We start from the raw sequence: 21,943 nt of genomic DNA, 5'->3' as shown, positions 1-21,943 counted from the left end.
GAAACCCAACACACCAACACAACATTGATGTCACGCAAAGCGACAAAACGCTACCGGGAAAGGCTCAGTGGCATCGTCATCGAGTGGACGGCGGCCTTGGCCATCGCGGCGGACACGACGAACGCCGAACCCGTCCAGACCCAGGTCGTCAGGTTGGACAGGATGGTGCCGGGCAGGCCGTCGGCGATCCAGCGCCGTGCCGCGGCCGTGCTGGTGAAGAACGAGCCGTCCATGATCGTGCTGGTCACGGCGTGGAAGGCGCGTGGGCTGAGATCTTCGGTGCGGGCGATGAAGTTCGCCCCCGCGTTGTTGACGACGCTGGTGAGCGGCCCGTGTTCGGCCCAGATGGCCTGCATCCCCTCGTCCACCTGGTCGAACTGGCGAATGTCGACGGTGTCTACGTGCACTCTGCCCGGTCGCCCTGCCGACGCCTCTTCGGCCGCCTCGCGCAACATGCCCTCGCGGCGCCCCCACAGGTGCACGTCGGCGCCCTGCGCGACCAGGTGACCGGCGTAGGGCGCGGCCGAGTCCGCTGCCGCCGCCGGTCACGAGGATGCGCTTGCCGGCCAACGCCTCGCTGGCGAACGGTGAAGGTGCTGACACCGCTGGATGCCCAGTCATTTCGGCGTTCTCAGTTGCCGCGGTAGGCGGAGAAGTCGGGAGCGCGCTTCTCGTTGAAGGCGGTGATGCCCTCCTTGGCCTCCGGGGTCTCGCCGAACATCTTGAGGTTCGAGTAGGCCATCTGGCCGATGCCGGCGAAGTGCTCGGTGTCGGTGTTGAACGACTGCTTGAGCACCTTCAGCGCGGTGGGGGACAGGCGCAGGATCTTGTCCGCCCACGACCGGACCTCCTTGCGCAGCTGGTCGGCCGGGACGACCTTGTTCACCAGTCCCCACTCGGACGCCTGCTGGGCCGAGTACTGCCGGCAGAGGAACCAGATCTCGCGCGCCCGCTTCTCACCGATCGCGCGTGCCAGTAGCCCCGTGCCGAACCCGGCGTCGAACGAGCCGACGCGCGGGCCGTTCTGGCCGAACTTGGCGTTCTCCGCGGCAATGGTGAGGTCGCAGAGCAGGTGCAGCACGTGACCGCCACCGATCGTGAAGCCGTTGACCGCCGCGATCACCGGCTTGGGCACATAACGGATCACCCGGTGCAGCGAGTCGACCTCGAACAGACCGCTGGCCGACGGGCCGTAGTCGCCGGTCTCCATGCGCTGCTTCTGGTCGCCGCCGGTGCAGAACGCCTTCTCCCCGGCGCCGGTGAGGGCGATCACGCCGACGTCGTCGCTGCCCCAGGCTCGCTTGAAGCTGAGCACGAGTTCGTCGACGGTGCGTGCGCGGAAGGAGTTATAGCGTTCCGGCCGGTTGATCGTGATCCACGCGAGCCCGTTGTCGACCTCGTACGTGACGTCGGTGAAGTCGTCCATCGACTATCGGTCCTCTCTCACGGTCGGATGCCAGCATTTAGGACTGACCATTAGCAGACTTTACGCGGGCGAGTGAGTCGTATCAACCGGTTGCCGGCCAGGCCCGGCCAGCCACCTGCTCGGCGGGTACTCGGCCGTTGTCAGCGCCCTCGCCGCAGCAGCGTCGGCTGGTAGGCGTACGACCGGCTGCGGCTGTGGGCGGACTCGAAGATGCCGGTGCCCGCCGTACGGTCCCAGGTGAAACCGGTCAGCCGGTCGGTCAGCGCCGTGTTCAGCGAGTGCGGCGAAACAGTGCCGTCGAGCGGGTAGACCTCGTGCTCGAGGTGGTCCCGCCCGCGCTCGCGACCGTGCTGGGCGTCATACCCGCCACCGGCCATGAAGCCGCCGCCGGCCGACGCCTCGCAGTCGATGACGTAGGTCCGCCCAGCCCCCGTCGTCACCTCGACGGTGCCTGACTGCAGGTCGAGGTCGTCCCCGAACCGCAGGTCGTGACGCACGTCGATGATTGCGTTGAGACCGCCGTCGCCGGCGTCGGCGTCCGCCCCGGATCCGTCCGCGTGCATCACCGCGCCCTCGAGCAGGACGCGCCCGCCGTGGCGGTCCTCGACGAGCAGGAATCCGACGGAACGGTCGGGGAACTGGGCCTGGAACCAGATGTGCAGTCCCTGCCCGCCCGACATGGTGCGCACGCCGCGGGACCGGTCGCGCTGGCCGTACCAGCCGTCGACCGTCAGCGTGCCGTGGTGGAAGCCGGACTGCACGAGGTGTTCGAACCGGGTCGGGGTGCCGTCGTCGCTGTTGTGCACGTCGATGTCGCCGACCCAGGCCGGTGTGCGCGCCCGCCAGGTGAGGGCGAACGTCAGTCCGCTCGGGTTGTCGTCGAGGACGAGGCACCAGGCGCGGTTCGCCTCGAGTACCTCGAACCGGAACGGCCCGCCCCCGCGCCAGTCCGTCGTATCCAGCTCGGTGGACCAGCGCAGATTACGCTGCTCGGCCTCGGTCACGACGATCGCGAAGCCGTCGATCACGTTGCGGGTGGGGTAGAGCCCGCAGCCGAGCAGGATCGACGGCGCGGTGCGGTCCACCGGGTGGGCGTTGAACATGAAGCGGTCGAAGAACCGGTCGGGCAGTGCGTCCGTCGCGGTCCTCCCGGGCGCGACCGGCTCGTCGTGGAACTCGGCGATTTCGGTGATCTCGGTGATCTCGGTGATCTCGGTGATCTCGGTGATCTCGGTCATGTGGTTGCTCCCGATTCGGGACGGGGATGCCCGAGGGGCGCCAGGCCGGCCGTACGGTGCGCCGCGTCGAGGAAGGAGCGCACCAGGGCGGGGTCGGCGTAGTAGGGGTCGCCGATGTCCCGCTCCGCGCGCCGGCGGCTGTACTCGTACAGTGCGGCCAGCTTCCACAGCGCGAGCGTGGTGTACCAGGTCAGCCTCGACAGCGTGGGTCCGCCCAGGTCGCGGCCGGTGCGTTCGGCGTAGCGGGCGGCGAGCTCGGCGCGGCTGGGGTAGCCGTCCTCGAGCTGCGCCGCCCCGAGCAGCTGGGTGGGGGTGAGCGGCTGGCCCGGCTCCGGTACGGCGGCGAGGAAGTAGCCGACGTCGAATAGCGGGTCGCCGACGGTCGCGAGCTCCCAGTCGAGCACCGCGGCGACGCGGCCCGGCGGGTCCGGAGCGAGGATCACGTTGCCCAGGCGGTAGTCGTTGTGCACGATCGACGCGCTCGACTCGGCCGGCACGTGCTCACGCAGCCACGCCTCGGCCACGGCGAACTCCGGCGGCAGGGCGCCCTGCGCATCCGCGACCAGCCGGCCGAGCCGCCGGACGTGGCGGGCGTTGAACCCCTCGGGCCGGCCGAGGTCGCCCAGGCCCCTGCCCTGCCAGTCGACCGCATGGAGCTCGGCCAGGGTGTCGATCAGCGATTCGCCGATCTCCCGGCGGGAGGCGGGGGTGGCCAACGGGGCGGGGGTCGACGTGGTGACGACCGGCCCGTCGGCGAAGCTCATGACGTAGAGCGGCACGTCGAGCACGTCCCCCGGCTGCGCGGTCGCCAGGACCGCGGGTACCGGCACCGCAGAGTCGCGCAGCGCGCCCACCAGCCGGGCCTCGCGCAGCACGTCGTGACCGCCGGGCGGCACCGGAGGTGGCGGCGGGCGGCGTACGACGACGTGGCTGGTTCCGTCGGAGACCAGGTAGGTGAGGTTGGAGTGGCCGTCGCCGATGCGGCGGGTGCGCACGGGTCCGTCGCAGAGGCCGCGTTCGGCGAGGAATCGCTCGAGCCGCGGGCGGGTGGCGGCGTCCCAGTCCCAGGCCGGCGGGGCGGCGGTACCGTTCCCAGTGTCAGGCCCGTGCCCGGCCACCGGGTGGCTCGTCGCCGCTGCGGTGCCGCTCAACGGCCCGTGAAATGCGCCGGGCGCTTCGCCTTGAAGGCCGCGAGGGCCTCAGGCATGTCCTCGGTGCGGGTCAGCAGTGCCTGGCCCCGGTTCTCCAGCTCGAGCGCCGCGGCGTAGGAGGTGATCTCGAGGTTGCGCTGGATCGCGCGCTTGGACAGCCGCACCCCGCCCGGGGAGTTCGCGGCGATCGTCCGGGCGGTCGCGAGGGTCTCGTCGAGCAGCGACTCGCTGGGCACGACCCGGTTCACCAGCCCGATGCGCTCGGCTTCCTCGGCCCCGACCAGCCGGCCGGTGTAGCCGATCTCGGCTGCGTGGGCCGGCCCGACCAGCCGGGAGAGGGTGAACGAGGTGCCGAGCTCGCCGACGGACAGGCCCACCCGGACGAACGCGGCGCTGAACTTCGCGGTGGGCGCGGCGTAGCGGATGTCGGCGGCGAGTGCTAGCGCCAGGCCGCCGCCGGCGGCCGGGCCGTGGACCGCGGCGAGCACGGGGAACGGCAGGTGCCGGATGGCCGCGATGCCGCCCGTCGCGGTCTCCTGGAACGCGAGGAACTCCCGGACGCCCATCTGCGTGATGACCTCGATCTCGTCGAGGTCGAAGCCGGCGCAGAAAGCCCGGGTGCCCGAGCCGGTGAGGACCAGGGCCCGCAGCCCGCTGTCCCGCAGCGCCAGTGCCGCCTCGCCGAACTCGTGGAACATCCGGACGGTCTGGGAGTTCATCCGCTGCGGCCGGTTGACCCGCAGGATCGCGATGCCGCCGTCGAGTACCTCGATGGCGAGCGTCTCGAACTCGGGCAGGGTCAGGCCGGGGGCGTTCGGGGCCGTCCCACTCGACCGGGCCGTCCCGTTTAATGTGGTGGACACGGCGTCACTCTCCTTTGAAGACAGGCGTGCGTTTCTCCCGGAAGGCTGCCAGTGCTTCGGGCATGTCCTGGCTACGGGTCAGCAGCGCCTGGCCGCGGTTTTCCAGTTCGAGCGCGGCTGCGTACGAACCGACTTCAAGGTTGGCCTGCAGCGCCCGCTTGGACAGCTGCACCCCAGCGGGGGAGTTCGCGGCGATCTGCTCGGTGAGCCGGAACACGCCGCCCAGCAGATCGCCGGTTTCGCTCACCTGGTTGACGAGCCCGATGTGCTCGGCCTCGCTCGCGTCGACAATGCGGCCCGTGAAGCAGATCTCGCTGGCGACAGCCGGACTGACCAGCCGGGTGAGCAGCCAGGACACGCCCAGGTCACCGGCCGACAGGCCGATGCGTACGAATGCCGCGTTGAACTTCGCCGCCGGCGAGGCGACCCGGATGTCCGCCGCGAGCGCGAGGGAGAGCCCGCCACCAGCTGCCGGACCGTTGACGGCGGCCACGACGGGCACCTTCAGCGACCGGATGGCCAGTAGGGCCCGAGCCGCGCGTTCCTGCTGGTCGAGCATGCCCAGTGCCCCCAGGCTGGGCAGGTTTTCGGCGTCGGCGAGGTCGTAGCCCGCGCAGAAGGCCCGGCCGGCACCGGTGATGACCAGGACCCGCTTGCGGCTGTCGGCGTCGAGCCGACGCGCGAACTCCTCGAGCTCGACGAACATCGTGTTGGCCATGGCGTTGTAGCGGGCCGGCCGGTTCAGCGTGAGCAGCACGACGCCGGGCCGAGGCTCGTCGATCAGGAACGTCTCGTACGTCGGCGCCGTCATCTGTTCCCCTCCTGTTGTCTGTGACGATCGGTTCGTCGGGCCTGAGCAGGGCCGGCTCGGCGAGCGGTGCGCGCTGGCCGGTCGGCCACTCAGGCGAAGCGGGGCGGCCGTTTGCTGACGAACGCCCGGATGCCCTCGGTCGCCTCGCCGGTTTCGAACAGTGCCTGCTCTTGGGCGACTTCGTAGCGGAACCCCTCGGCGAGCGGGAGGTCGCCGGCAGCGTCCACGGTGCGCACGATCGCGAGCTGTGCCGGCAGCGACGGGCCGATCAGTTCACCGGCCAGGGCCAGCGCGCTGGTCTCGGCGTCCGCGTCGTCGTCGGCCAGCCGGTCGACGAGTCCGATCAGGTGAGCCTCGGCGGCCGGCACCTGGCGGGCGGTGAGCATGATGTCGAGCGCACGCGAGCGCCCGACCAGACGGGTCAGCCGCTGGGTGCCGCCGGCTCCCGGGATCAGGCCGATCTTCACCTCCGGCAGGCCGAGCGCCGCTCGCCGACCGGCGACCCGCAGCGTGCAGGCCATCGCCAGCTCGAGCCCGCGGCCGAGGGCCAGCCCGTCGATCGCGGCGATGGAAAGGAAGGGAGCCGCGGCGAGCCGGTCGTTGACGGCACGCATCCGGTCGCCGTAGGCGGTGAACGAGGCGGCGTCGATCGTGGCGAGGTGCTTGATGTCCGCGCCCGCCGCGAAGAAGCCGTGCAGCGCCGAGGTGATGACCACGACCTTGGTGCCACCGGCCGCTGCGTCGTCGATCGCGCGGCGCAGCCCGTCGAGCAGCGGCACGCCCAGGGCATTGGCGGGCGGGCGGGCCATCGTCACGCCCCGGATGCCCGGCGCCTGGGTCCGCCAGGTCACGACCTGGCCCGCCTGCTCGTCCTGCCCGGCCGGCGAAGCCGGCACCGTCGAGGTGGGTGGAGTGGGCACGGCCGTCACGCCATCGTCAGGCCGCCGGAAACCGACAGCGTCTGTCCGGTGACGAAGCCGGCGCCGTCGGAGGCGAAGAACGCCACGGCCGGACCGACGTCCTCGGGGGTGCCGAGCCGCTTCATCGGGACGGCCCGCGCCATCCCGGCGATCACCTTCTCGGCGTCGGCGCCGCCGTCACCGCGCTGCGCGAAGGCACGCAGCGCCGGGGTGTCGGTCGGGCCGGGGCAGACCGTGTTGACCGTGACGCCCTTGGTCGCGACCTCACGGGCCAGCGTCTTGGTGAACGCGATGATCCCGCCCTTCGCGCCCGAGTACACGGCCTCCAGGGAGGAGCCCACCCGCCCGGCATCCGAACCGATGTTGACGATCCGGCCGAAGCGGCGCTCGAGCATCCCCGGCAGGACGGCCTGGGTGACGCGCAGTGCGCCCTTGAAGTTGACGTCGAGGATCTTGTCCCAGAACTCCTCCGTGGTTGCCACGAACGGCATGAAGTCGTCCCACCCGGCGTTGTTGACCAGGACCTCGACGGGCCCGAGGCCGGCTTCGACCGCCTCGACGGCGCTGCGTACCGAGGCTGTGTCGGTGACGTTGATCTCGACGGGGATCGCGGTCCCGCTCGCCGCGGTGATGTCCTTCGCGGTGCGGGCCGCGGCCTCGGCGTTGAGGTCGGCGACGGCGACCTGGAAACCGGCTTCGACGAGCGAGGCGGCGATACCCCGGCCGATTCCCTGTGCTGCACCGGTGACGAGGGCGACACAGTTGGTCATGAACACTCCTGTCGGTTCTGGGGAAGCTGTGTGGTCGGCGGGGACGTCCGCCGCTGCCGAGGTCCTGCCCTCGGCAGCGGGCCGTGGTCGGGGCCGTGGTCAGCAGACGACGCGATGGTCGGCGGGCAGCGCGTCCCACGGGATCGGGCCGGCGATGATGGAGTGACTGGTGAGCCGGCGGCCCAGGGTGGCCTGGGCGTCGCGCGCCGCCGCGACGAGCGCGGGCAGGTCCACGCCGGTGGCCACGCCCATCTCGTGGAACATGCTCACCAGGTCCTCGGTGGCGATGTTCCCGGTCGAGCCGGCCGGCACCGGGCAGCCGCCGAGCTCACCGAAGCTGGACTCGAAGCTGGTGCATCCCGCCTCGAGCGCGGCGTAGGCGTTGGCCAGGCCCTGGCCCCGAGTGTTGTGGAAGTGCGCGGTCACCTCGACGCCGGGCAGTCGGTCGAGCGCCGCCGCGAAGAACCGCCTGGCGTAGGCCGGGTTCGCCATGCCGGTCGTGTCACCGAACCCCACCTCGACGGCACCGGCTTCGGCGAACTGCTCGGAGAGGTCGAGCACCCGGGTCATCGGCACCGGCCCCTCGTAGGGGCAGCCGAAGGAGGTGGCGATGACGGCGCACAGCCGCAGGCCCTCGGCGAGGACGCGCTTGCCCATCACGGCGACATCCGCCATCGTCTGCTCGACGGTCCGGTTGATGTTGCGCTGGTTGTGGGTCTGGGAGGCGCTGACGAACAGCCCGACGGCCTCGAACAGCTCACGGTGGCGCAGCGCGTTGTCGAGTCCCCTGCTGTTGGGGACCAGCACCATCCGCTCGACGCCCTCGGGGAGGTCGACGCCGCGCAGCACCTCGACCCCGTCGGAGAGCTGCGGGATGACGTCGGGACGCACGAAGCTGGCGATCTCGATGCGGGTGAACCCGGCCCGCCCGAGCGCGTCGGTCAGGCGGATCTTGTCTGCGGTCGGTATCGTCTCGGGCTCGTTCTGGAAGCCGTCACGCGGACCGACCTCGCGGATGTGTACTCGGCGCTGCTCACCCGGGGTCGCATTTGGGTAGCTGGTCATCTGAGGTCCTCCTGCTCAACGAGGTTTTTGTGCAGCTGCTCCTGGTGGTGGGGTGCGGCGATGTGGATCAGGCGTCGGGCGCTTTCGGCCACCGTCTGCCCGGTCAGCCGGGCGACACCGTGTTCGGTGACGACCGCGTCCACGTCGACGCGGGCGGTGGTGACCACCCGCCCGTGCAGCACCGGTGTGATCGTCGACTCGCCGCCGGACTCCGAGCGCAGCGCGATCACCGATCGCGCCCCGGTCAGGGACGCCGCCCGGCTGAAGTCGACCTGACCGCCGACCGCTCCGATGCGCACGCCCCGGCGGATCTCCGCCCCGACCTGGCCGAGCAGGTCGACCTCGATGGCCGAGTTGACTGAGACCAGCGACCGCAGGTGGGAGAGCACCTCCGGGGCGTGCGTGTAGCTCGCCGGGCGAAACTCGACCGGGTAGTCGGCGAGCCGGTCGTAGAGCGCTGTTGACCCGAGCGCCGCCCCGGTCACGACCAGGCCCTGGTCGATCTCCTTGCGCGCGCCGGTCACGACACCCTTCTCGACCAGGTCGAGTACGCCGTCTGTGATCATCCCGCTGTGCACGTCCAGATCGCTGTGGGCGCCGAGGGCCTCGAGCACCGCCGTCGGCAGCGTGCCCACGCCGACCTGTATAACGTCGCCGTCGTGCACGAGGCTGGCGACATGTTCGGCGATCGTCCTGTCGACGGCGTCCGACTCCCGGGGAACCGCTTCGAGTAGCGGACGGTCCGTCTCGACCGTCGCCGCGAAGGCGTCGAGTGGTAGCCGGGGCGCGCCGCGGGTCGCCGGCATACGGTGGTTGATCTCGGCGACCAGCAGCCGGGTGTGCGCCAGCGCGTCGGCGATGTACTCGACCCCGATGCCCAGCGAGACCATGCCCTCGGCATCCGGCGCGGACACCTGCACCAGGCCGACGTCGCAGGGCAGCATGCCGGCGGCGAACATGCGGGGGAGCGAGGAGTAGTGGCACGGGACGACGTCGAGGCGGCCGTGCCGACTCAGGAAGCGAAGCTCACCGAGCCCGCCGTAGGACAGTACCGTCAGCTCGTCGGGCAGCTCACGGGTCAGGCGCCCGTTCCAGGTCAGGCCGAAGAAGGCCCGGACGGGCCCGATCGAGGCGACCTGGTCGAGCAGCGCGTCGACCAGCACCGACGGCTCCGCGCCCGCCTGTCCCCACCAGACTCCGTCGCCTGGCCGCAGGTACGACGCGAAATCGATCATGCTGCTACCCGTTGCACCAGTGTCGCGGTTCCCAGCCCGCCGCCGCAGCACATCGTGACCAGACCCAGCTCGACGTCGCGTCGCTCCATCTCGGCGAGCAGCGTCGCGAACAGCCGTGCGCCGGTGGCGCCCACCGGATGGCCGAGCGCGATCGCCCCGCCGTTGACGTTCACCCGGTCCATGTCCGGGCGCAGCTCGGCCTCCCAGGCCAGCACGACCGAGCTGAACGCCTCGTTGATCTCGATCAGGTCGATGTCGCCGATCGCCAGCCCGTTGCGCTTGAGCAGCTTGCGGGTGGCCGGGATCGGCCCGGTGAGCATGATGATCGGGTCGACCCCGACGGTGGTCTGGTCGAGGATGCGGGCGCGCGGGGTCAGGCCGTGCTCGGCGACCGCCCGCGGCGAGGCGAGCAGTACGCCGGCCGCCCCGTCGCAGATCGGCGACGACGACCCCGCGGTCACCCGCCCCTCGGCGGGCGGCCGGAAGACCGGCTTCAGGCCGGCGAGGACCTCGGCCGTGGTGCCGGGCCGGATCGTCTGGTCGCTCGCCCGGCGCGCGCCGTCCAGGTCGAGTGGAATCATCTCCCGGTCGAACCGTCCCGCCTCGACCGCGGCGGCGGTCAGCGCGTGGGAACGGGCCGCGAACTCGTCCATCTCGGCGCGCGAGACGCCCCAGCGGTCGGCGATCAGCTCCGCGCTCTCGCCCTGCGGTACGAATGCATAGCGCGCGCAGCGCGGGCGGCCACGGATCGCCGTAGAGTTCGGAGATCTTGGCGGGCGAGTCCATCGGCACGTGGTGCATGTGCTCGACGCCGCCGGCGAGGACGATGTCGTGAGTACCCGACGAGACCAGGGCGGCTGCCATCTCCACCGCGGTCTGGGCGCTGCCGCACCGCCGGTCGAGGACGGCGGCGGGTAGCCGGCCTGTAGCCAGGCGTTGCGGGCGATATTGCGCGACTGCTCCCCGAAGGGCGCGGTGCAGCCCACCACCAGGTCCTCGACCGCATCCGGGGCGAGCCTGGTGGCGGTGAGCAGCGACGAGCAGACCGCGCCGAGCATCTCGTTCGGGTGGACGTCGCGGTACCAGCCCCGCTGTGCGTGGGAGCGGCCGATCGGCGTGCGCAGGGCATCCACGATCAGCGCGTCACGCCCGACCGAGGCGAAGGGAGCGGCGGATCGCGCCGGCAGGGGCGCCACCTCACATCACCGTCCCGCCGTCGACCGGGAGCACCTGGCCGGTGATGTAGGAGGCCGCGTCGGAGGCGAAGAACACGAAGCTGCTGGCGATCTCCTCCGCCTCGGCCCAGCGGCCGAGCGGGATGCGGGCCAGCGTGAGCGCGGCGAGCTTCTCGTTGCCCCGGATGTTCGCCGTCATCGAGGTGGCCGCCAGCGGGGCGAGCGCGTTCACGGTGATGCGGCGCCGAGCGAGTTCGCGGGCGAGCGACTTGGTGACACCCACGACGCCGGCCTTGGCGGCGCTGTAGTTGACCTGGCCGATCGTGCTGACCAGGCCGGCGGCCGAGGTCACGTTGATGATCCGCCCGGTGCCGTCGTCGGGCAGGAAGGGCAGCGCGGCCTGGCTGACGGTGAAGGTGCCGCCCAGGTGGATGGCGACCACCTTCTCGAACTGCCCGGGGTCCATCTTGTCGAACATCGCCGGGGAGATGGCGCCCGCGTTGTTCACGACGATGTTGAGCGCGCCGCCGCCGAGGTGGGCGGCCTGTTCGGCGGCGTCGCGGGCGGCCGCGGCGTCGCAGACGTCGAGCACGGCGGATCCGGCTCGGCCACCGGCCGCGACGATGCCGGTCGCGACGGCCGCGGCGGCATCCTTGTCGACGTCGGTGACCAGCACCGCTGCACCGGCGCGCGCGAACGCGCGGGCGACGGCCGCCCCGATGCCGTTGCCCGCGCCGGTGACCAGGGCTGACCGGCCTACCAGCGAAAACGGTGACGGCGACGGCGCAGAGGGCGGAGTCGGAGTGTTGTCCGGCATCAGTAGCTCCTCGGCAGGCCGAGCACGTGCGAGCCCAGGTAGTTGAGGACCATCTCCTGGCTCAGCGGCGCGATGCGCAGCAGGCGAGCCTCGCGGAAGTAGCGGGACACGTGGTACTCCTCGGCATAACCCATGCCGCCGTGTGTCTGCAGCGCACGGTCGGCCGCCTGGAAACCAGCGTCGGCGCACAGGTACTTCGCGGTGTTCGCCTCCCGGCCACACGGCAACCCTTTGTCGTAACTCCACGTCGCCTTGCGCAGCACCAGCTCGGCCGCGTCCAATCGGGCAAGGGAGTCCGCCAGCGGGAACTGCAGACCCTGGTTCATCCCGATCGGTCGGCCGAAGACCTCCCGCTCGTTGCCGTAGCGCACTGCTCGTCGCAGCGCGGCCCGGCCGAGCCCGAGCGCCTCGGCGGCGACCAGCATCCGCTCGGGGTTGAGCCCGTCGAGCAGGTAGGTGAAGCCCTTGCCTTCCTCTCCGACGCGGTGCTCGGCCGGCACCCGCAGGTCGTCGATGAACAACTCGTTCGAGCTGACCGCGTTGCGGCCCATCTTCTTGATGGGACGGATATCGGCATGGTCGCGGTCCAGGTCGGTGAGGAACAGCGTCATGCCGTCGGTCTTGCGGGCCGAGTCCTCGAACTTGGCGGTGCGGGTGAGCAGGAGGATCTTCTCGGATTCCAGCGCCTTCGAGATCCATACCTTCCGGCCGCTGATGACGTAGTCGGAGCCGTCGCGCCGAGCGAACGTCCAGATCCGGGTGGTGTCGAGCCCCGCTTCCGGTTCGGTCACGCCGAAGCAGACGTGCAGGTCGCCGTTGACGACGCGGGGGAGAGTCTCCCGCTTGAGCTGCTCGGAGCCGTGCACGACGACCGGATGCATGCCGAAGATCGACAAATGCATGGAGCTGGCGGCGTTCATGCCACCGCCGGCCGCGGAGACCTCCTCGAGGAGCAGTGACGCCTCCGTGATGCCGAAGCCGTGTCCGCCGTACTCCTCCGGGATGGTCATCCCGAGCCAGCCGCCTTCGGCGAACGCCCGGTAGAACTCGACCGGGAACTCGTGGTCCTCGTCCCGCTTCATCCAGTAGTCGTCGTCGAACTTGGCCGCAAGCTCGGCCACCGCCCTGCGGATCGTCGTCTGCTCGTCTGTGAGATCGAAATCCATGCCAGCCTCCCTCCACTAATTAAAACAACCATGGCTAATGGACTGACCAAATAGCTAGATGGCGGGGAGTAGGTGGTTGGCCAGGATCTTGTTCCAGGCCGTCGGGCTGCCGCACAGGAACTCGTCGAGCTTCGCCCGCTTGTAGAACAGCTGCAGGTCGTGCTCCCACGTGTAGCCGATGGCGCCGTGCATGGTGAGCGCCGAGTCCGCCGCCGCGTGCGCGATCGCCTGTGGATCGCCGTTCTGGACCGACGCGGCGGCGAAGTAGACCACGGAGCGGGCGGCCTCGACTCCCACCAGGATCGTCGCGGCGGCATGCTTGACCGTCTGGAACGAACCGATGGGTGCGCCGAACTGGCGGCGTTGCAGGCTGTAGGCCACGGCCAGGTCGAGCATCCGCTCGCTCGCGCCGAGCGAGTCGGCCGCGACCAGCACCGCCGCTCGCGCGGCGGCGGCGAGCAGCTCGGCGGCCCCGGCCCGGCCGTCCCCGCCCGGGCCGGCCAGCGGCTCGGACGGGGCGCCGTCGAGGGCCACATCAGCAACCGAACGGGAGCGGTCCAGCAGGCTGCGCGGTGTGATCCGAACTCCCGGCCCGGCCGGGTCGACCAGGTGCAGTGCCGTCGCGCTGCCGGCGGCCACCGGCACCACCAGGCAGCCGACCTCCCCGGCGGCGAGCACCCGAGACACTGCGCCGCTGACGCGGCCGGCCGCGTCGACGGCGAGCGGCCGGAAGTCCGAGATGACCGACTCGGCGCTGACCGCCAGTGCCGCTCCGGTGCCGCCGATGGCCCGTGCCAAGGCCTGCGGGTGCCCTTCGAGCGCGGGCAACGCAAGCACGGTGGCGAGCCACGCCGCCGACGGGGCCGTGTGACGGGCCAGTTCCTCGGCCGTCAGCGCGAGTTCCACCATGCCACCGCCCTGGCCACCGACGTCCTCGGCAACCCCGACGCCCGACCAGCCGTCCGCGCGCAAGCGCCTGGTGAACTCCGTGGGATCGCCGGAGTCCAGCCAGGACCGCACGACGGCGGCCGGTGCGACGTCGCCGAGCCAGTCGTGCAGCGCCTTGCGGTACGCGGTCTGCTCCTCCGACAAGCTCCACTGCATGGTGAACCTTTCGTTGTGCCCCGGCGGCGGGTCGGGCCGTCGACAGATCGACTGCTAGATTAGGTACGATCTAATACCAGGACTTTGGGGGCGTGATGGCCGCTGAGGGCCGCCCGGCTCCGCGGGATCGTCATGCGGTTCGGCTGGAACCCATGCAGGTGCCCAAGGCTTCGGACGTCCTCGCGGAGGACCTGCGGGAGCGGATTCTGCGGGGGCATGGTGCTGCCGCCGGAGCGCGAGCTCGTCGTGCAGACCCAGATGAGCCGAACCACTGTTCGTGAGGCGCTGCGCATCCTCGAGGTGCAGGGCCTGGTTCGGATCAGGGCAGGCCGCTCCGGTGGCGCCTACGTGCAGGTGCCGGGCGGGGAGTCGGTCGCGAGTTCCGTCAGCCTGATGATCCGTGGCCGCCAGATCCGGTTGGCGGCTCTGTTCGAGACGCGTGAGGCGATCGAGCCCGCCTGCGCTCGGCTGGCCGCGAGGTACCGCACGGACGCCGACCTCACCGCCCTCGAGAAGGCCAACGAGGCGATCTCCGTGGAGAGCGGTTCCCGTACCGATTTCCTGCAGGCCAACGTCGACTGGCATGTCGCGGTCGCGGTCGCCAGCCACAACGAGTTGTTCACCGGGTTCATGAGCGCGCTCTCGCGGGCCATCTACGCGTCCACCGACAACCAGGACTTCATCGACACCGAGGTCCGGCGTCTGACGGTCCGGGCGCACCGGGGCATCACCGAGGCTATCCGGAGCCGGGACGCCGAGCGGGCCGTGCGACGCATGAACCGGCATGTGCACGCCTATGCCGAAGCGGTGCTCAAGGTGGATGAGCGCACCGCCATCGACGTGCCCGGGGACTGACCTGCCGGCCCGGTGGTTCCCACCGGGCGCCCGGCCGGCCGGGGTCCGGTTCACCGCAGGCCCTTCACCTGGGCCCGGATCGTCTCGACCGCCTCCGGGTTCTCGGCACCTGACAGGTCACCGGGATCGATGTCCAGGACGGCGGCACGCACCGCCCGGCGCAGGATCTTGGCTGAGCGGGTCCTGGGCAGCGCCTCCACCCGCACGACCTGGGTCGGGACGAAGGGTTTGCCGACCTCCGCGGCGACCCGGTCACGTAACCGCCGTGCGACGCCCTCGATACCCTCGATGCCCTCGCCGGGGCGAGCCACCCAGAACGCCCAGACCGCCTCGTTCTTCGTGGGGTCCGGGATGCCGACGACGGCGCTCTCGGCCACCGCCGGGTCCGCGGCGAGCACCGACTCGATCTCGGTCGGCGCGACGCGCTTGCCCGAGACGTTCATGACGTCGTCGGAACGGCCGAGCACATACCAGCCGCGGTGCTCGTCGACGAGCGCGAAATCGCCCTGGCGCCACAGGCCGGGGAAGGTCGACCAGTATGTCTCGAGGTAGCGCTCGTCGTCGCGCCACACCCCTCGGGTCATGGCCGGCCACGGCTGGCGGCATACCAGCTCGCCGGTCACGCCCCGCACCTGCCGGCCGTCCTCGCCGACCACGTCGACGTCCATCCCGAGCGCCGGCCCGCCGAGCGAGCAGCTGGCGATGTCCTCGACCGGGTAGGGGCACAGCAGCGAGCCGCCGACCTCGGTGCCTCCGGAGAAGTTCACGACCGGCACCCGCCCGGTGAAGACGTCGCGGGCCAGCCACTCGTAGGACTCTGGGTCCCATGGCTCGCCGGTGGAGCCCAGCACCCGGACCGACGAGAGGTCCTGCGTGGGCAGGCCGTCCGCGGCCACCCGCAGCGTGCGGACCAGGGTCGGGGACACTCCGAGCGTCGTCACCCGGTGGCGTGCCACCAGCTGCCACACCCGGGTGCTGTCGGGGGTGTCCGGGGAGCCCTCGTACAGCACCAGGCTGCCGCCGCAGGCGTGGGTGCCGAGAACGGCCAGCGGCCCCATGATCCAGCCCATGTCGGTGATCCAGCACAACGAGCGGCCGGGGCCGAGCTCGAAGCCGTAGGGGAGCTCGCTGGCGACCTTCGTCAGGAACCCGGCGTGGGTGTGCACGGCTCCCTTCGGCCGGCCGGTCGTCCCGGACGTGTAGCCCAGCAGCAGGACGTCCGACGCCGCGGTGGGCGCGATATCCGGGTCGGGCGGCCCGGCCAGCAGGCTGCTCCAGCGCACCACTGCCGGCTCGCCCGCCTCATCGGCCGGGGGATTGTCGGTCGGGCCGACCGCGGCCCCGGCCAGGTTCTCGACGGTGACGACCAGTCGTACCCCCGGGAAGGCCGCGATCGCCTCGTCCAGCTGCGGCCGCATCCGCACAGTACGGCCGCGGCGCACGGTGCCGTCCGCCGTGATGACCGCCTTCACCTCGGCGTCGCGCAGCCGTGCCGCGATGGCCCCGGGCGCGAAGCCGGAGAACAGCGGCACGGCGATGGCTCCCAGGCTGGCCACCGCGTAGAGCGCCACGACCGCCTCGGGGATCATCGGCAGGTAGAGCGCGACGGCGTCGCCCGGGCCGATCAGGTTCCGGCGCAGCCCGCCGCGTACCCGGGCGACCTGGTCCGCGAGCTCGGCATATGACAGCTGTCGCACCAGGCCGGCCTCGGTCTCGTGCACGACTGCCGGTGCGGCGGGGCTCTGCTCGGCCCACCGGTCCAGGCATGCGTCCGTCACGTTCAGTTCGCCCCCGACGAACCACTCGGGGAACTGCGGCCCGCTGGCGGTGTCCAGCACGCGGCGATACGGCCGACGGAACCGGATGCCCAGGTCCGTGACGACCGCGTCCCAGAAGGCGCCGACGTCGGCGACGGACACCGCCCGCAGGGCGTCAGCGTCGGCCACGCCGAAGTGGCGCATCAGCCGGACGACGTTCGCGTTCTCCGAGTATTCCTGGTTCGGGCGCCAGATGTAGGTCACGTCAGCTCCGAGGCATGCCGAGGATGCGCTCGGCGACGATGTTGCGCTGGATGAAGGTGGAGCCCCCGGCGATCGCGGTGCCCCGTGCCTGGTAGGCCAGCCGCAGCCAGTGGTCGGCGGCGGCGCCCTCGTCGGCTGGCCTGAACTGGTCGCCGAGCGGCTCGAGCGAGAGCCGGAAGTCGGCGAGGTCCTCGACGAGGGGGCAGAAGTAGAGCTTGCCGATCGAGGTGACCGGGCCCGGGGGTTCGCCGGCCGCCGCGGCCGAGACCACCCGCTGGCTGATCGCCCGGTGCACGAGTGCTCGGCCCCAGAGGTCGGCGCCCCGCTGGCGGACCAGGGGGTCGGCGGCGAGCGGGGTGCCGTCCGCGGTGGTACGGGAGCGGATGGCGGCGAGGATCTCCTCGACCGCCTTCGTGGTGTTGACCCGGCCGGTCGCGATCGCCACCCGTTCGAAGGCCAGCGTGCCCATGGCGACCTTCCAGCCGCCGTCGACCTCGCCGACCACCGGCGTCGTCGGGAACGAGGACCTCGTCGAGGAACACCTCGTTGAACTCGGCCTCGCCCAGCATGTGCGCGAGCGGTCGCACCGTGATGCCAGGGGAGTCCATCGGCAGGAGGAAGTAGGTGATGCCGCGATGACGCTCCCCGCCACCGGTGCGGGCGAGCAGAATGGCCTGGGTGGCGAGCTGCGCCCGGCTGGTCCAGATCTTCTGGCCGCTGATGCGCCAGCCACCGTCGACCTTCGTGGCCCTGGTGCGCAGCGAGGCCAGGTCGGAGCCGGAGTCGGGTTCGGAGAAGAGCTGGCACCAGATCTGCTCGCCGGTCAGGATCGGCCGCAGTAGTCGCCGTTTCTGGTCGGCGGTGCCGAAATGCGCGATCGTCGGCCCGGCGAAGTCCTCCCCGATGATGTTCAGTCGTTCGGGCGCGCCGACCCGGTCGCACTCCTCGGTGAAGATCGTCCGCATGCGTTCGTCGAGTCCCTGGCCGCCGAACTCGGCTGGCCAGGTGAGGCCGGCGTAGCCCGCGGCGAACACCGCCGCCTGCCACTGGCGCCAGAAGGGCGCCTTCGCCACCAGGTCGACTGGTTCGGGCCACGGTAACCGGGGGAGCTCGCGATCGAGCCAGGCGCGCGCGTCGGCGCGGAAGCGAGCCTCGTCCGGTGCGTCGGCGAGATCCATGGACACCACCTCCAGGGTGCGTCATCTGACCTAACGGTACTATAGGTCAGGCCAAATAGTCGCCGGCGGCGATCTGCCGCCGACCGCTGGCCGTGGGTGTCGTCGTATCGGCGTGGGCGCCCCGAGCCAGGTCGACCGCGTCTACCGGCCCGACCAGCGAGGTTCCCGCTTCTCCCGGAACGCGGCCACGCCCTCCTTGATGTCCTCGGTGGCGAAGGCAAGCGCGAGCTGGCCCTGCAGGTGGGCCAGGGCGGCATCGAGCGGCTGATCGCGGGTCGCGTCGAGGGCGTTCTTGCCCATCCGCATGAGCAGCGGTGAACGGGACGCGATCAGTCCCGCCCAGCGGTCGACCTCGGCGGCGAACTGCTCGCCGGGCACCACCGCGTTGACCAGGTGCAGCCGCTCCGCCTCGGCGGCGGAGATCAGACTGCCGGTCATCATGAGCTCGTTCGCCCTGGCTCTCGGCACGCTCCGGTAGATGAGCGCCGAGATCATGAACGGGAAGACCCCGACGTTGATCTCAGGGCAGCCGAACCGCACACCCTCGCGGGCGATGATCAGATCGCAGGCGAGGGCGAGGCCGAAGGCGCCCGCCAGTACATCGCCGCCCGCCGCGCAGATGCTCGGCTTGCCGAGCTGCCCGAGCAGTCGGTAGATGCGGGGAAAACGGTCCAGGCCGACGTACTTCTCGACCGTCGGAGTGTCGTTGGCGAACGCCTTGAGGTTGCCGCCGCTGGAGAACACCCGGTCGTCGCTGGATGTCAGGACGACCACCCGCACCGAGCCGTCCGCCCGGGCCTGCCCGAGCCGGCCGATCAGCTCATCGAGTAGCCGGTCGCTTAGGGCATTGCGGGTCGCGGGGTCGTCCAGGGTGATGGTGGCGACGCCTCGGGCATCGAGGTCGTAACGGACGAGGGCGGCTGGCATGGTCTTCCTCCTGCTCGGGGCACGGGCCGGGCCGGATGCGAATGCCGCCGGACACTGCTTGCCGATGCTCAGTCGTGCATCAGAACAATCTTTCCGAACCCGGTGCCCGCCTCAAGATGTTCGTGCGCGAGCGCGGCCTGCGCCAGCGGGAACGTGCGGTCGACGACCGGCGGCGTGACCGTGTGGTCGTCGAGGAAACGCAGGAGCCCGGCCATGTCGCGAGGGCTGCCCATCGTCGTGCCGATGAGTTCGTACTGGCCGAAGTAGAAGGGGCGGACCGGTAGCGTCGCGTGCTGCGCGGCGCTGGCGCCGAGCACCACGCACCGCCCGCCGGGCGTGAGGCAGCGCACCGACTCCGCCCACCGCTCGACGCTGTCGAGCACGAGGTCGAAGCCCGCCAGCCGGGGAGTCAGAGCCCGCGCCGCCTCGATCCAGTCGGCCGCGGTGTGGTCGACGCCGTCGGCCGCGCCCAGCTCCCGGGCGGCGTCGATCTTCCGCGGGTCGCCCGAGGTGACGACCACCCGCGCACCGGCCGTGGCGGCGAGCGAGACGGCCATGGTCGCGACTCCCCCGCTGGCCCCGAGCACGAGCAGTGACTCCCCGGCCGTGAGCCGTCTCCGGCTGAACAGCGCCTGGAACGTCGTCACTCCGACCAGCGGCAAGGCGGCGGCCTGGGCCAGGCTCAGCCCAGGTGGCCGGGGGACCGCGCACTCGGCGGGCACGGTCACCATCTCGGCGTACGTGCCGGGCCGGTGGTCGCCCAGGATCTCCCAGCCCCCGTCGGGCGCGGCGTCGCCCTCGCCCCAGGACAGCGACGGCAGCACGACGACCGGCTCACCGGTGTCCGTGCGCGTACCTGCCCCGTCGGCGCCGGGGACGTGGGGGAGCGGGGAGGCGTACTGCCCCCGGCGCACCAGAACGTCGTGCCAGTTGAGGGCGCTCGCCGTCAGCCGTACGGTCACCCAGCCGGCACGCTCCGCAGGAGCCGGCACGTCCTCGGGTCGCAACACCGACGGCGGACCGTACGCCTCCATGACGATCGCGCGCACCTCTGCTCCTCCACGGTGTGGTGACCCGCCCGCCCTAAATCTATATGGTCATACCATTGCCATTCAACATGGTTTGGAGTAGGTGGCAAGGGAGTTCTTAGTGACGTCTGCCGCATATAGGGAATTTTTGGACAGAGCGGACGGAGTGCTGTGCGTGGCCGCGGCGACCTTCGGGATAGCCGCTCCACGCCTTCGTGCCGACCGGACCGACCCGGGACAACTCGCCCATCCGCTCAGAGAGGCGGAGCTGGCTGTGGCCGCAACCGCCAGGTCTCGCCAGGATCTGCTGGCGGCCGCCGCCGTCGTGGCCGTGGAACTGGCCGCCGTCCGGCTCGACCTCACGGTGTGGGAGGCGCGGCGTGGGCAGCAGGCCACCCAGCTGATGGCACGAGCGTTGCGGCGGTGCCGGACCGCGACGTCGGTGGACGAGATGGCCGAGATGATTCCGGGCACGACCGCGGACCTCGGGTACTACCGGGTGCTGTTCTCGTCGGTCGACCGGGGCCGCTGGATCCCTCGCACGGCCTGCACCCGCACCGACCCACAGGAGGCCGCGATGATCGTGGCGGCCGGACACGCCCCGGCCTGCCGCAGGGTCGACGGCCTGCTCGAGGAGGAGGTGGTCCGGACGAAGTCGACAATCCTGGTTCGGGACGTCCAGGGCAATCCCCGAGTACACGCTGCGCTGGTGGCCGTCACCGGAAGTCACTCCTACGCCGCCGCCCCGGTGCTCTTCTGTCGCAGAGTGGTCGGTCTGCTGCATGTCGACCGCAACGTCGAGTACGGCACGATGGGCGAGTTCGACCGTGACCTGATCGCGTTACTGGCCGAAGGCCTCGGGCTCGCGCTCGAGCGGCTCGCGGTGCTCGCCGACATGGCGGCCGTGCACGCGGTGGTCGCGGACCAGTCCGCCGCGCTTGTGGACGTGCTCGGTCGTCTCGGGCACGAACCGGTCCCCGGCCCGTGCCCGGCCGGCCCCGCGTCCGTCGCGGTGGGGCGGGCGCCGGCCGTCGTCGAGCCCGGCTCCCGGCGCGGTGAGCCCCGCCCGGCTGACTCGGGGTACCGATGGCCAGGTATCTCACAACCTGTGAGCGGCCCGCAGCTCGCGGCCGCGTCACCGGGCGGCACCATGATGAACCGGCACCTGCCGCCGCACGGTCAGCCGCCGCCCGGTCGCCCGCTTGACGTGACGCTGGTCGACGTGCACCGGTTACCCGGCGCGCCGGACGCCTGGCGCGACGTGCTGACCCGCCGGGAGGAGCAGGTGCTGCGCCTGATCGCGACCGGCCTGACGAACGCACAGATCGGCACGCACCTCTGCGTCGCCGAGAGCACCGTCAAGTCCCACGCCAAGAGCCTGATGCGCAAGCTGGGCGTGGCCACCCGCTCGGAGGCCGGCTCGGTCTACCACCAGCACATCGTCAGGGGAGCGCCCTCGATCGCAGGCCGTTCGAGGGGGTAGAAAAGCCTTCCTTCCGGATGATGAGTTGGATGTGATGCCACTCACATGATGGTCGCAATCCACCTGGAGTCGGGCCCGCCGCCGTGATCGGACGGCTCTCGCCCCTGACGCATGGAGCGCCTCATGACCATCACGGATACCACTCCGATCGTTGACGTCCCCGAGGAGATCGCCAGGCGAGTGGTGCTTCCCGAGGGCCACCGGGACGAAGCGTCGCTGTTCGAGGCGTACCGGTGGCTGCGTGAGAACGCTCCGTTGGCGAAGGTCGCCGTCGAGGGATACGAGCCGATCTGGCTCGTCACCAAGCACGCGGACATCATGGAGATCGAGCGGCAGCCGGCGATCTTCACCAGTGGTGGCGGCGAGGCCCCCGGCTCGCACAATCCGATCCTGCAGAACCAGGCCGGCGACGCGTTCACGAAGTCGTTGACGGGCGGCAGCCTGCGCATCCTCGAGACGCTCACCTACCTCGACCCGCCCGAGCACACGATGGTCAAGGACATCGCCAACGAGTGGTTTCGGCCGGCCTCCCTGAAGAAGTGGGAGGACCGCATCCGGGCGCTGGCCCGCCGCGCGATCGCCGACCACCTGCGGCCGGGAGCGAACGACCTGGAGCTGGTCGCCGACTTCACGCTCGGCTATCCACTGCACGTCATCATGACGCTGTTCGGCGTACCGGCCGAGGACGAACCGCGGATGATGGCGCTCAC

Annotated in this window: 21 protein-coding genes and 2 pseudogenes; 3 read left to right on the top strand and 20 right to left on the bottom strand. The window is 71.0% G+C overall.

Annotated elements, in window-relative coordinates; all coding sequences use genetic code 11:
* Positions 1 to 50 precede the first annotated feature (50 nt).
* The 15 genes and pseudogenes from G6R25_RS09945 to G6R25_RS09880 all read right to left on the bottom strand — a co-directional run bounded on the left by G6R25_RS09945 (position 51) and on the right by G6R25_RS09880 (position 13,741).
* Positions 51 to 455, bottom strand: coding sequence for an SDR family NAD(P)-dependent oxidoreductase (locus G6R25_RS09945; RefSeq protein WP_235947947.1), 405 nt, complete (start codon positions 453 to 455; stop codon positions 51 to 53).
* Positions 456 to 631: 176 nt separating this feature from the next.
* Positions 632 to 1,426 carry an enoyl-CoA hydratase-related protein gene (locus G6R25_RS09940; RefSeq protein WP_136449333.1) on the bottom strand — a complete coding sequence of 265 codons (795 nt, stop codon included), beginning with the start codon at positions 1,424 to 1,426 and terminating at the stop codon, positions 632 to 634.
* 140 nt (positions 1,427 to 1,566) lie between these two features.
* Positions 1,567 to 2,664, bottom strand: a complete 1,098-nt coding sequence (locus G6R25_RS09935; protein ID WP_205447015.1) for an Rv3169 family protein — start codon at positions 2,662 to 2,664, stop codon at positions 1,567 to 1,569.
* Positions 2,661 to 3,782 carry a phosphotransferase family protein gene (locus G6R25_RS09930; RefSeq protein ID WP_163552744.1) on the bottom strand — a complete coding sequence of 374 codons (1,122 nt, stop codon included), beginning with the start codon at positions 3,780 to 3,782 and terminating at the stop codon, positions 2,661 to 2,663. The genes G6R25_RS09935 and G6R25_RS09930 overlap by 4 nt, the downstream gene beginning before the upstream one ends.
* Positions 3,783 to 3,811: 29 nt before the next feature.
* Entirely contained in the window at positions 3,812 to 4,678 is an 867-nt protein-coding gene (locus G6R25_RS09925; RefSeq protein WP_205447013.1) for an enoyl-CoA hydratase/isomerase family protein, read from the bottom strand.
* Positions 4,679 to 4,682: 4 nt separating this feature from the next.
* Positions 4,683 to 5,435: an enoyl-CoA hydratase/isomerase family protein gene (locus tag G6R25_RS09920; protein ID WP_235947946.1), complete on the bottom strand. Its 753-nt coding sequence runs from the start codon at positions 5,433 to 5,435 to the stop codon at positions 4,683 to 4,685.
* A 143-nt stretch (positions 5,436 to 5,578) separates the two neighbouring features.
* Positions 5,579 to 6,409: an enoyl-CoA hydratase/isomerase family protein gene (locus G6R25_RS09915; protein ID WP_235947945.1), complete on the bottom strand. Its 831-nt coding sequence runs from the start codon at positions 6,407 to 6,409 to the stop codon at positions 5,579 to 5,581.
* 5 nt (positions 6,410 to 6,414) lie between these two features.
* A complete protein-coding gene (locus G6R25_RS09910) occupies positions 6,415 to 7,179 on the bottom strand; it encodes an SDR family NAD(P)-dependent oxidoreductase (RefSeq protein WP_163552742.1) in 765 nt (254 codons plus the stop codon).
* Positions 7,180 to 7,278: 99 nt separating this feature from the next.
* A complete protein-coding gene (locus G6R25_RS09905; protein ID WP_163552741.1) occupies positions 7,279 to 8,244 on the bottom strand; it encodes a hydroxymethylglutaryl-CoA lyase in 966 nt (321 codons plus the stop codon).
* On the bottom strand, positions 8,241 to 9,479 hold the full coding sequence (locus G6R25_RS09900) for an acetyl-CoA hydrolase/transferase family protein (protein ID WP_163552740.1): 1,239 nt from the start codon (positions 9,477 to 9,479) through the stop codon (positions 8,241 to 8,243). Before G6R25_RS09900 ends, G6R25_RS09905 begins: the two co-directional genes overlap by 4 nt.
* Positions 9,476 to 10,228 (bottom strand): thiolase family protein, encoded by a 753-nt coding sequence (locus tag G6R25_RS31360; protein WP_268904116.1) that lies wholly within the window; start codon positions 10,226 to 10,228, stop codon positions 9,476 to 9,478. Before G6R25_RS31360 ends, G6R25_RS09900 begins: the two co-directional genes overlap by 4 nt.
* Before the next feature lie 79 nt (positions 10,229 to 10,307).
* Positions 10,308 to 10,612: pseudogene (locus G6R25_RS31355) on the bottom strand (thiolase family protein); the annotation flags it as partial.
* A gap of 64 nt (positions 10,613 to 10,676) precedes the next feature.
* Positions 10,677 to 11,471 (bottom strand): SDR family oxidoreductase, encoded by a 795-nt coding sequence (locus G6R25_RS09890; protein WP_163552739.1) that lies wholly within the window; start codon positions 11,469 to 11,471, stop codon positions 10,677 to 10,679.
* Positions 11,471 to 12,637, bottom strand: a complete 1,167-nt coding sequence (locus tag G6R25_RS09885; protein WP_163552738.1) for an acyl-CoA dehydrogenase family protein — start codon at positions 12,635 to 12,637, stop codon at positions 11,471 to 11,473. Before G6R25_RS09885 ends, G6R25_RS09890 begins: the two co-directional genes overlap by 1 nt.
* A 54-nt stretch (positions 12,638 to 12,691) precedes the next feature.
* The gene (locus G6R25_RS09880; RefSeq protein WP_163552737.1) at positions 12,692 to 13,741 is read right to left on the bottom strand and encodes an acyl-CoA dehydrogenase family protein; all 1,050 of its coding nucleotides are present in this window, start codon (positions 13,739 to 13,741) and stop codon (positions 12,692 to 12,694) included.
* Positions 13,742 to 13,957: 216 nt separating this feature from the next.
* On the opposite strand from G6R25_RS09880, the gene G6R25_RS09875 reads away from it, so the two are divergent.
* Positions 13,958 to 14,596 (top strand): FadR/GntR family transcriptional regulator, encoded by a 639-nt coding sequence (locus G6R25_RS09875; RefSeq protein ID WP_205447011.1) that lies wholly within the window; start codon positions 13,958 to 13,960, stop codon positions 14,594 to 14,596.
* A 50-nt stretch (positions 14,597 to 14,646) separates the two neighbouring features.
* Here G6R25_RS09875 and G6R25_RS09870 read toward each other — a convergent pair whose 3' ends face one another.
* The 5 genes and pseudogenes from G6R25_RS09870 to G6R25_RS09855 all read right to left on the bottom strand — a co-directional run bounded on the left by G6R25_RS09870 (position 14,647) and on the right by G6R25_RS09855 (position 19,771).
* Complete coding sequence (locus tag G6R25_RS09870) at positions 14,647 to 16,617, bottom strand: AMP-binding protein (protein WP_235947944.1); 1,971 nt, start codon at positions 16,615 to 16,617, stop codon at positions 14,647 to 14,649.
* Between the two features lies 1 nt (position 16,618).
* Positions 16,619 to 17,122 (bottom strand): acyl-CoA dehydrogenase family protein, encoded by a 504-nt coding sequence (locus tag G6R25_RS31350; RefSeq protein ID WP_235947943.1) that lies wholly within the window; start codon positions 17,120 to 17,122, stop codon positions 16,619 to 16,621.
* Positions 17,123 to 17,204: 82 nt separating this feature from the next.
* Positions 17,205 to 17,795: pseudogene (locus G6R25_RS31345) on the bottom strand (acyl-CoA dehydrogenase family protein); the annotation flags it as partial.
* Positions 17,796 to 17,936: 141 nt separating this feature from the next.
* On the bottom strand, positions 17,937 to 18,722 hold the full coding sequence (locus tag G6R25_RS09860) for an enoyl-CoA hydratase/isomerase family protein (RefSeq protein WP_163552736.1): 786 nt from the start codon (positions 18,720 to 18,722) through the stop codon (positions 17,937 to 17,939).
* A 68-nt stretch (positions 18,723 to 18,790) separates the two neighbouring features.
* The gene (locus G6R25_RS09855; protein ID WP_163552735.1) at positions 18,791 to 19,771 is read right to left on the bottom strand and encodes a quinone oxidoreductase family protein; all 981 of its coding nucleotides are present in this window, start codon (positions 19,769 to 19,771) and stop codon (positions 18,791 to 18,793) included.
* 253 nt (positions 19,772 to 20,024) lie between these two features.
* Between G6R25_RS09855 and G6R25_RS25130 the strand changes: the two genes are divergently transcribed.
* Both G6R25_RS25130 and G6R25_RS09845 read left to right on the top strand, forming a co-directional pair.
* Positions 20,025 to 21,233 (top strand): response regulator transcription factor, encoded by a 1,209-nt coding sequence (locus G6R25_RS25130; RefSeq protein ID WP_205447007.1) that lies wholly within the window; start codon positions 20,025 to 20,027, stop codon positions 21,231 to 21,233.
* A 123-nt stretch (positions 21,234 to 21,356) separates the two neighbouring features.
* Positions 21,357 to 21,943, top strand: a 587-nt coding sequence (locus G6R25_RS09845) for a cytochrome P450 family protein (protein WP_473246888.1), incomplete at its 3' end; no start/stop codon positions are given.

It is taken from the genome of Candidatus Frankia alpina (assembly GCF_902806485.1).
Classification (GTDB): Bacteria; Actinomycetota; Actinomycetes; order Frankiales; family Frankiaceae; genus Frankia; species Frankia alpina.
Note: the sequence above shows the minus strand (reverse complement) of the source record. Positions and strands in the feature narration are given on the sequence as shown.

What these genes read in the sequence shown, in the direction of transcription:
- G6R25_RS09945 (WP_235947947.1), bottom strand. Translation starts at nt 455, where the DNA reads ATGTTGCGCGAGGCGGCCGAAGAGGCGTCGGCAGGGCGACCGGGCAGA.
- G6R25_RS09940 (WP_136449333.1), bottom strand. Translation starts at nt 1,426, where the DNA reads ATGGACGACTTCACCGACGTCACGTACGAGGTCGACAACGGGCTCGCG.
- G6R25_RS09935 (WP_205447015.1), bottom strand. Translation starts at nt 2,664, where the DNA reads ATGACCGAGATCACCGAGATCACCGAGATCACCGAGATCACCGAGATC.
- G6R25_RS09910 (WP_163552742.1), bottom strand. Translation starts at nt 7,179, where the DNA reads ATGACCAACTGTGTCGCCCTCGTCACCGGTGCAGCACAGGGAATCGGC.
- G6R25_RS09905 (WP_163552741.1), bottom strand. Translation starts at nt 8,244, where the DNA reads ATGACCAGCTACCCAAATGCGACCCCGGGTGAGCAGCGCCGAGTACAC.
- G6R25_RS09900 (WP_163552740.1), bottom strand. Translation starts at nt 9,479, where the DNA reads ATGATCGATTTCGCGTCGTACCTGCGGCCAGGCGACGGAGTCTGGTGG.
- G6R25_RS09890 (WP_163552739.1), bottom strand. Translation starts at nt 11,471, where the DNA reads ATGCCGGACAACACTCCGACTCCGCCCTCTGCGCCGTCGCCGTCACCG.
- G6R25_RS09885 (WP_163552738.1), bottom strand. Translation starts at nt 12,637, where the DNA reads ATGGATTTCGATCTCACAGACGAGCAGACGACGATCCGCAGGGCGGTG.
- G6R25_RS09880 (WP_163552737.1), bottom strand. Translation starts at nt 13,741, where the DNA reads ATGCAGTGGAGCTTGTCGGAGGAGCAGACCGCGTACCGCAAGGCGCTG.
- G6R25_RS09875 (WP_205447011.1), top strand. Translation starts at nt 13,958, where the DNA reads ATGGTGCTGCCGCCGGAGCGCGAGCTCGTCGTGCAGACCCAGATGAGC.
- G6R25_RS09860 (WP_163552736.1), bottom strand. Translation starts at nt 18,722, where the DNA reads ATGCCAGCCGCCCTCGTCCGTTACGACCTCGATGCCCGAGGCGTCGCC.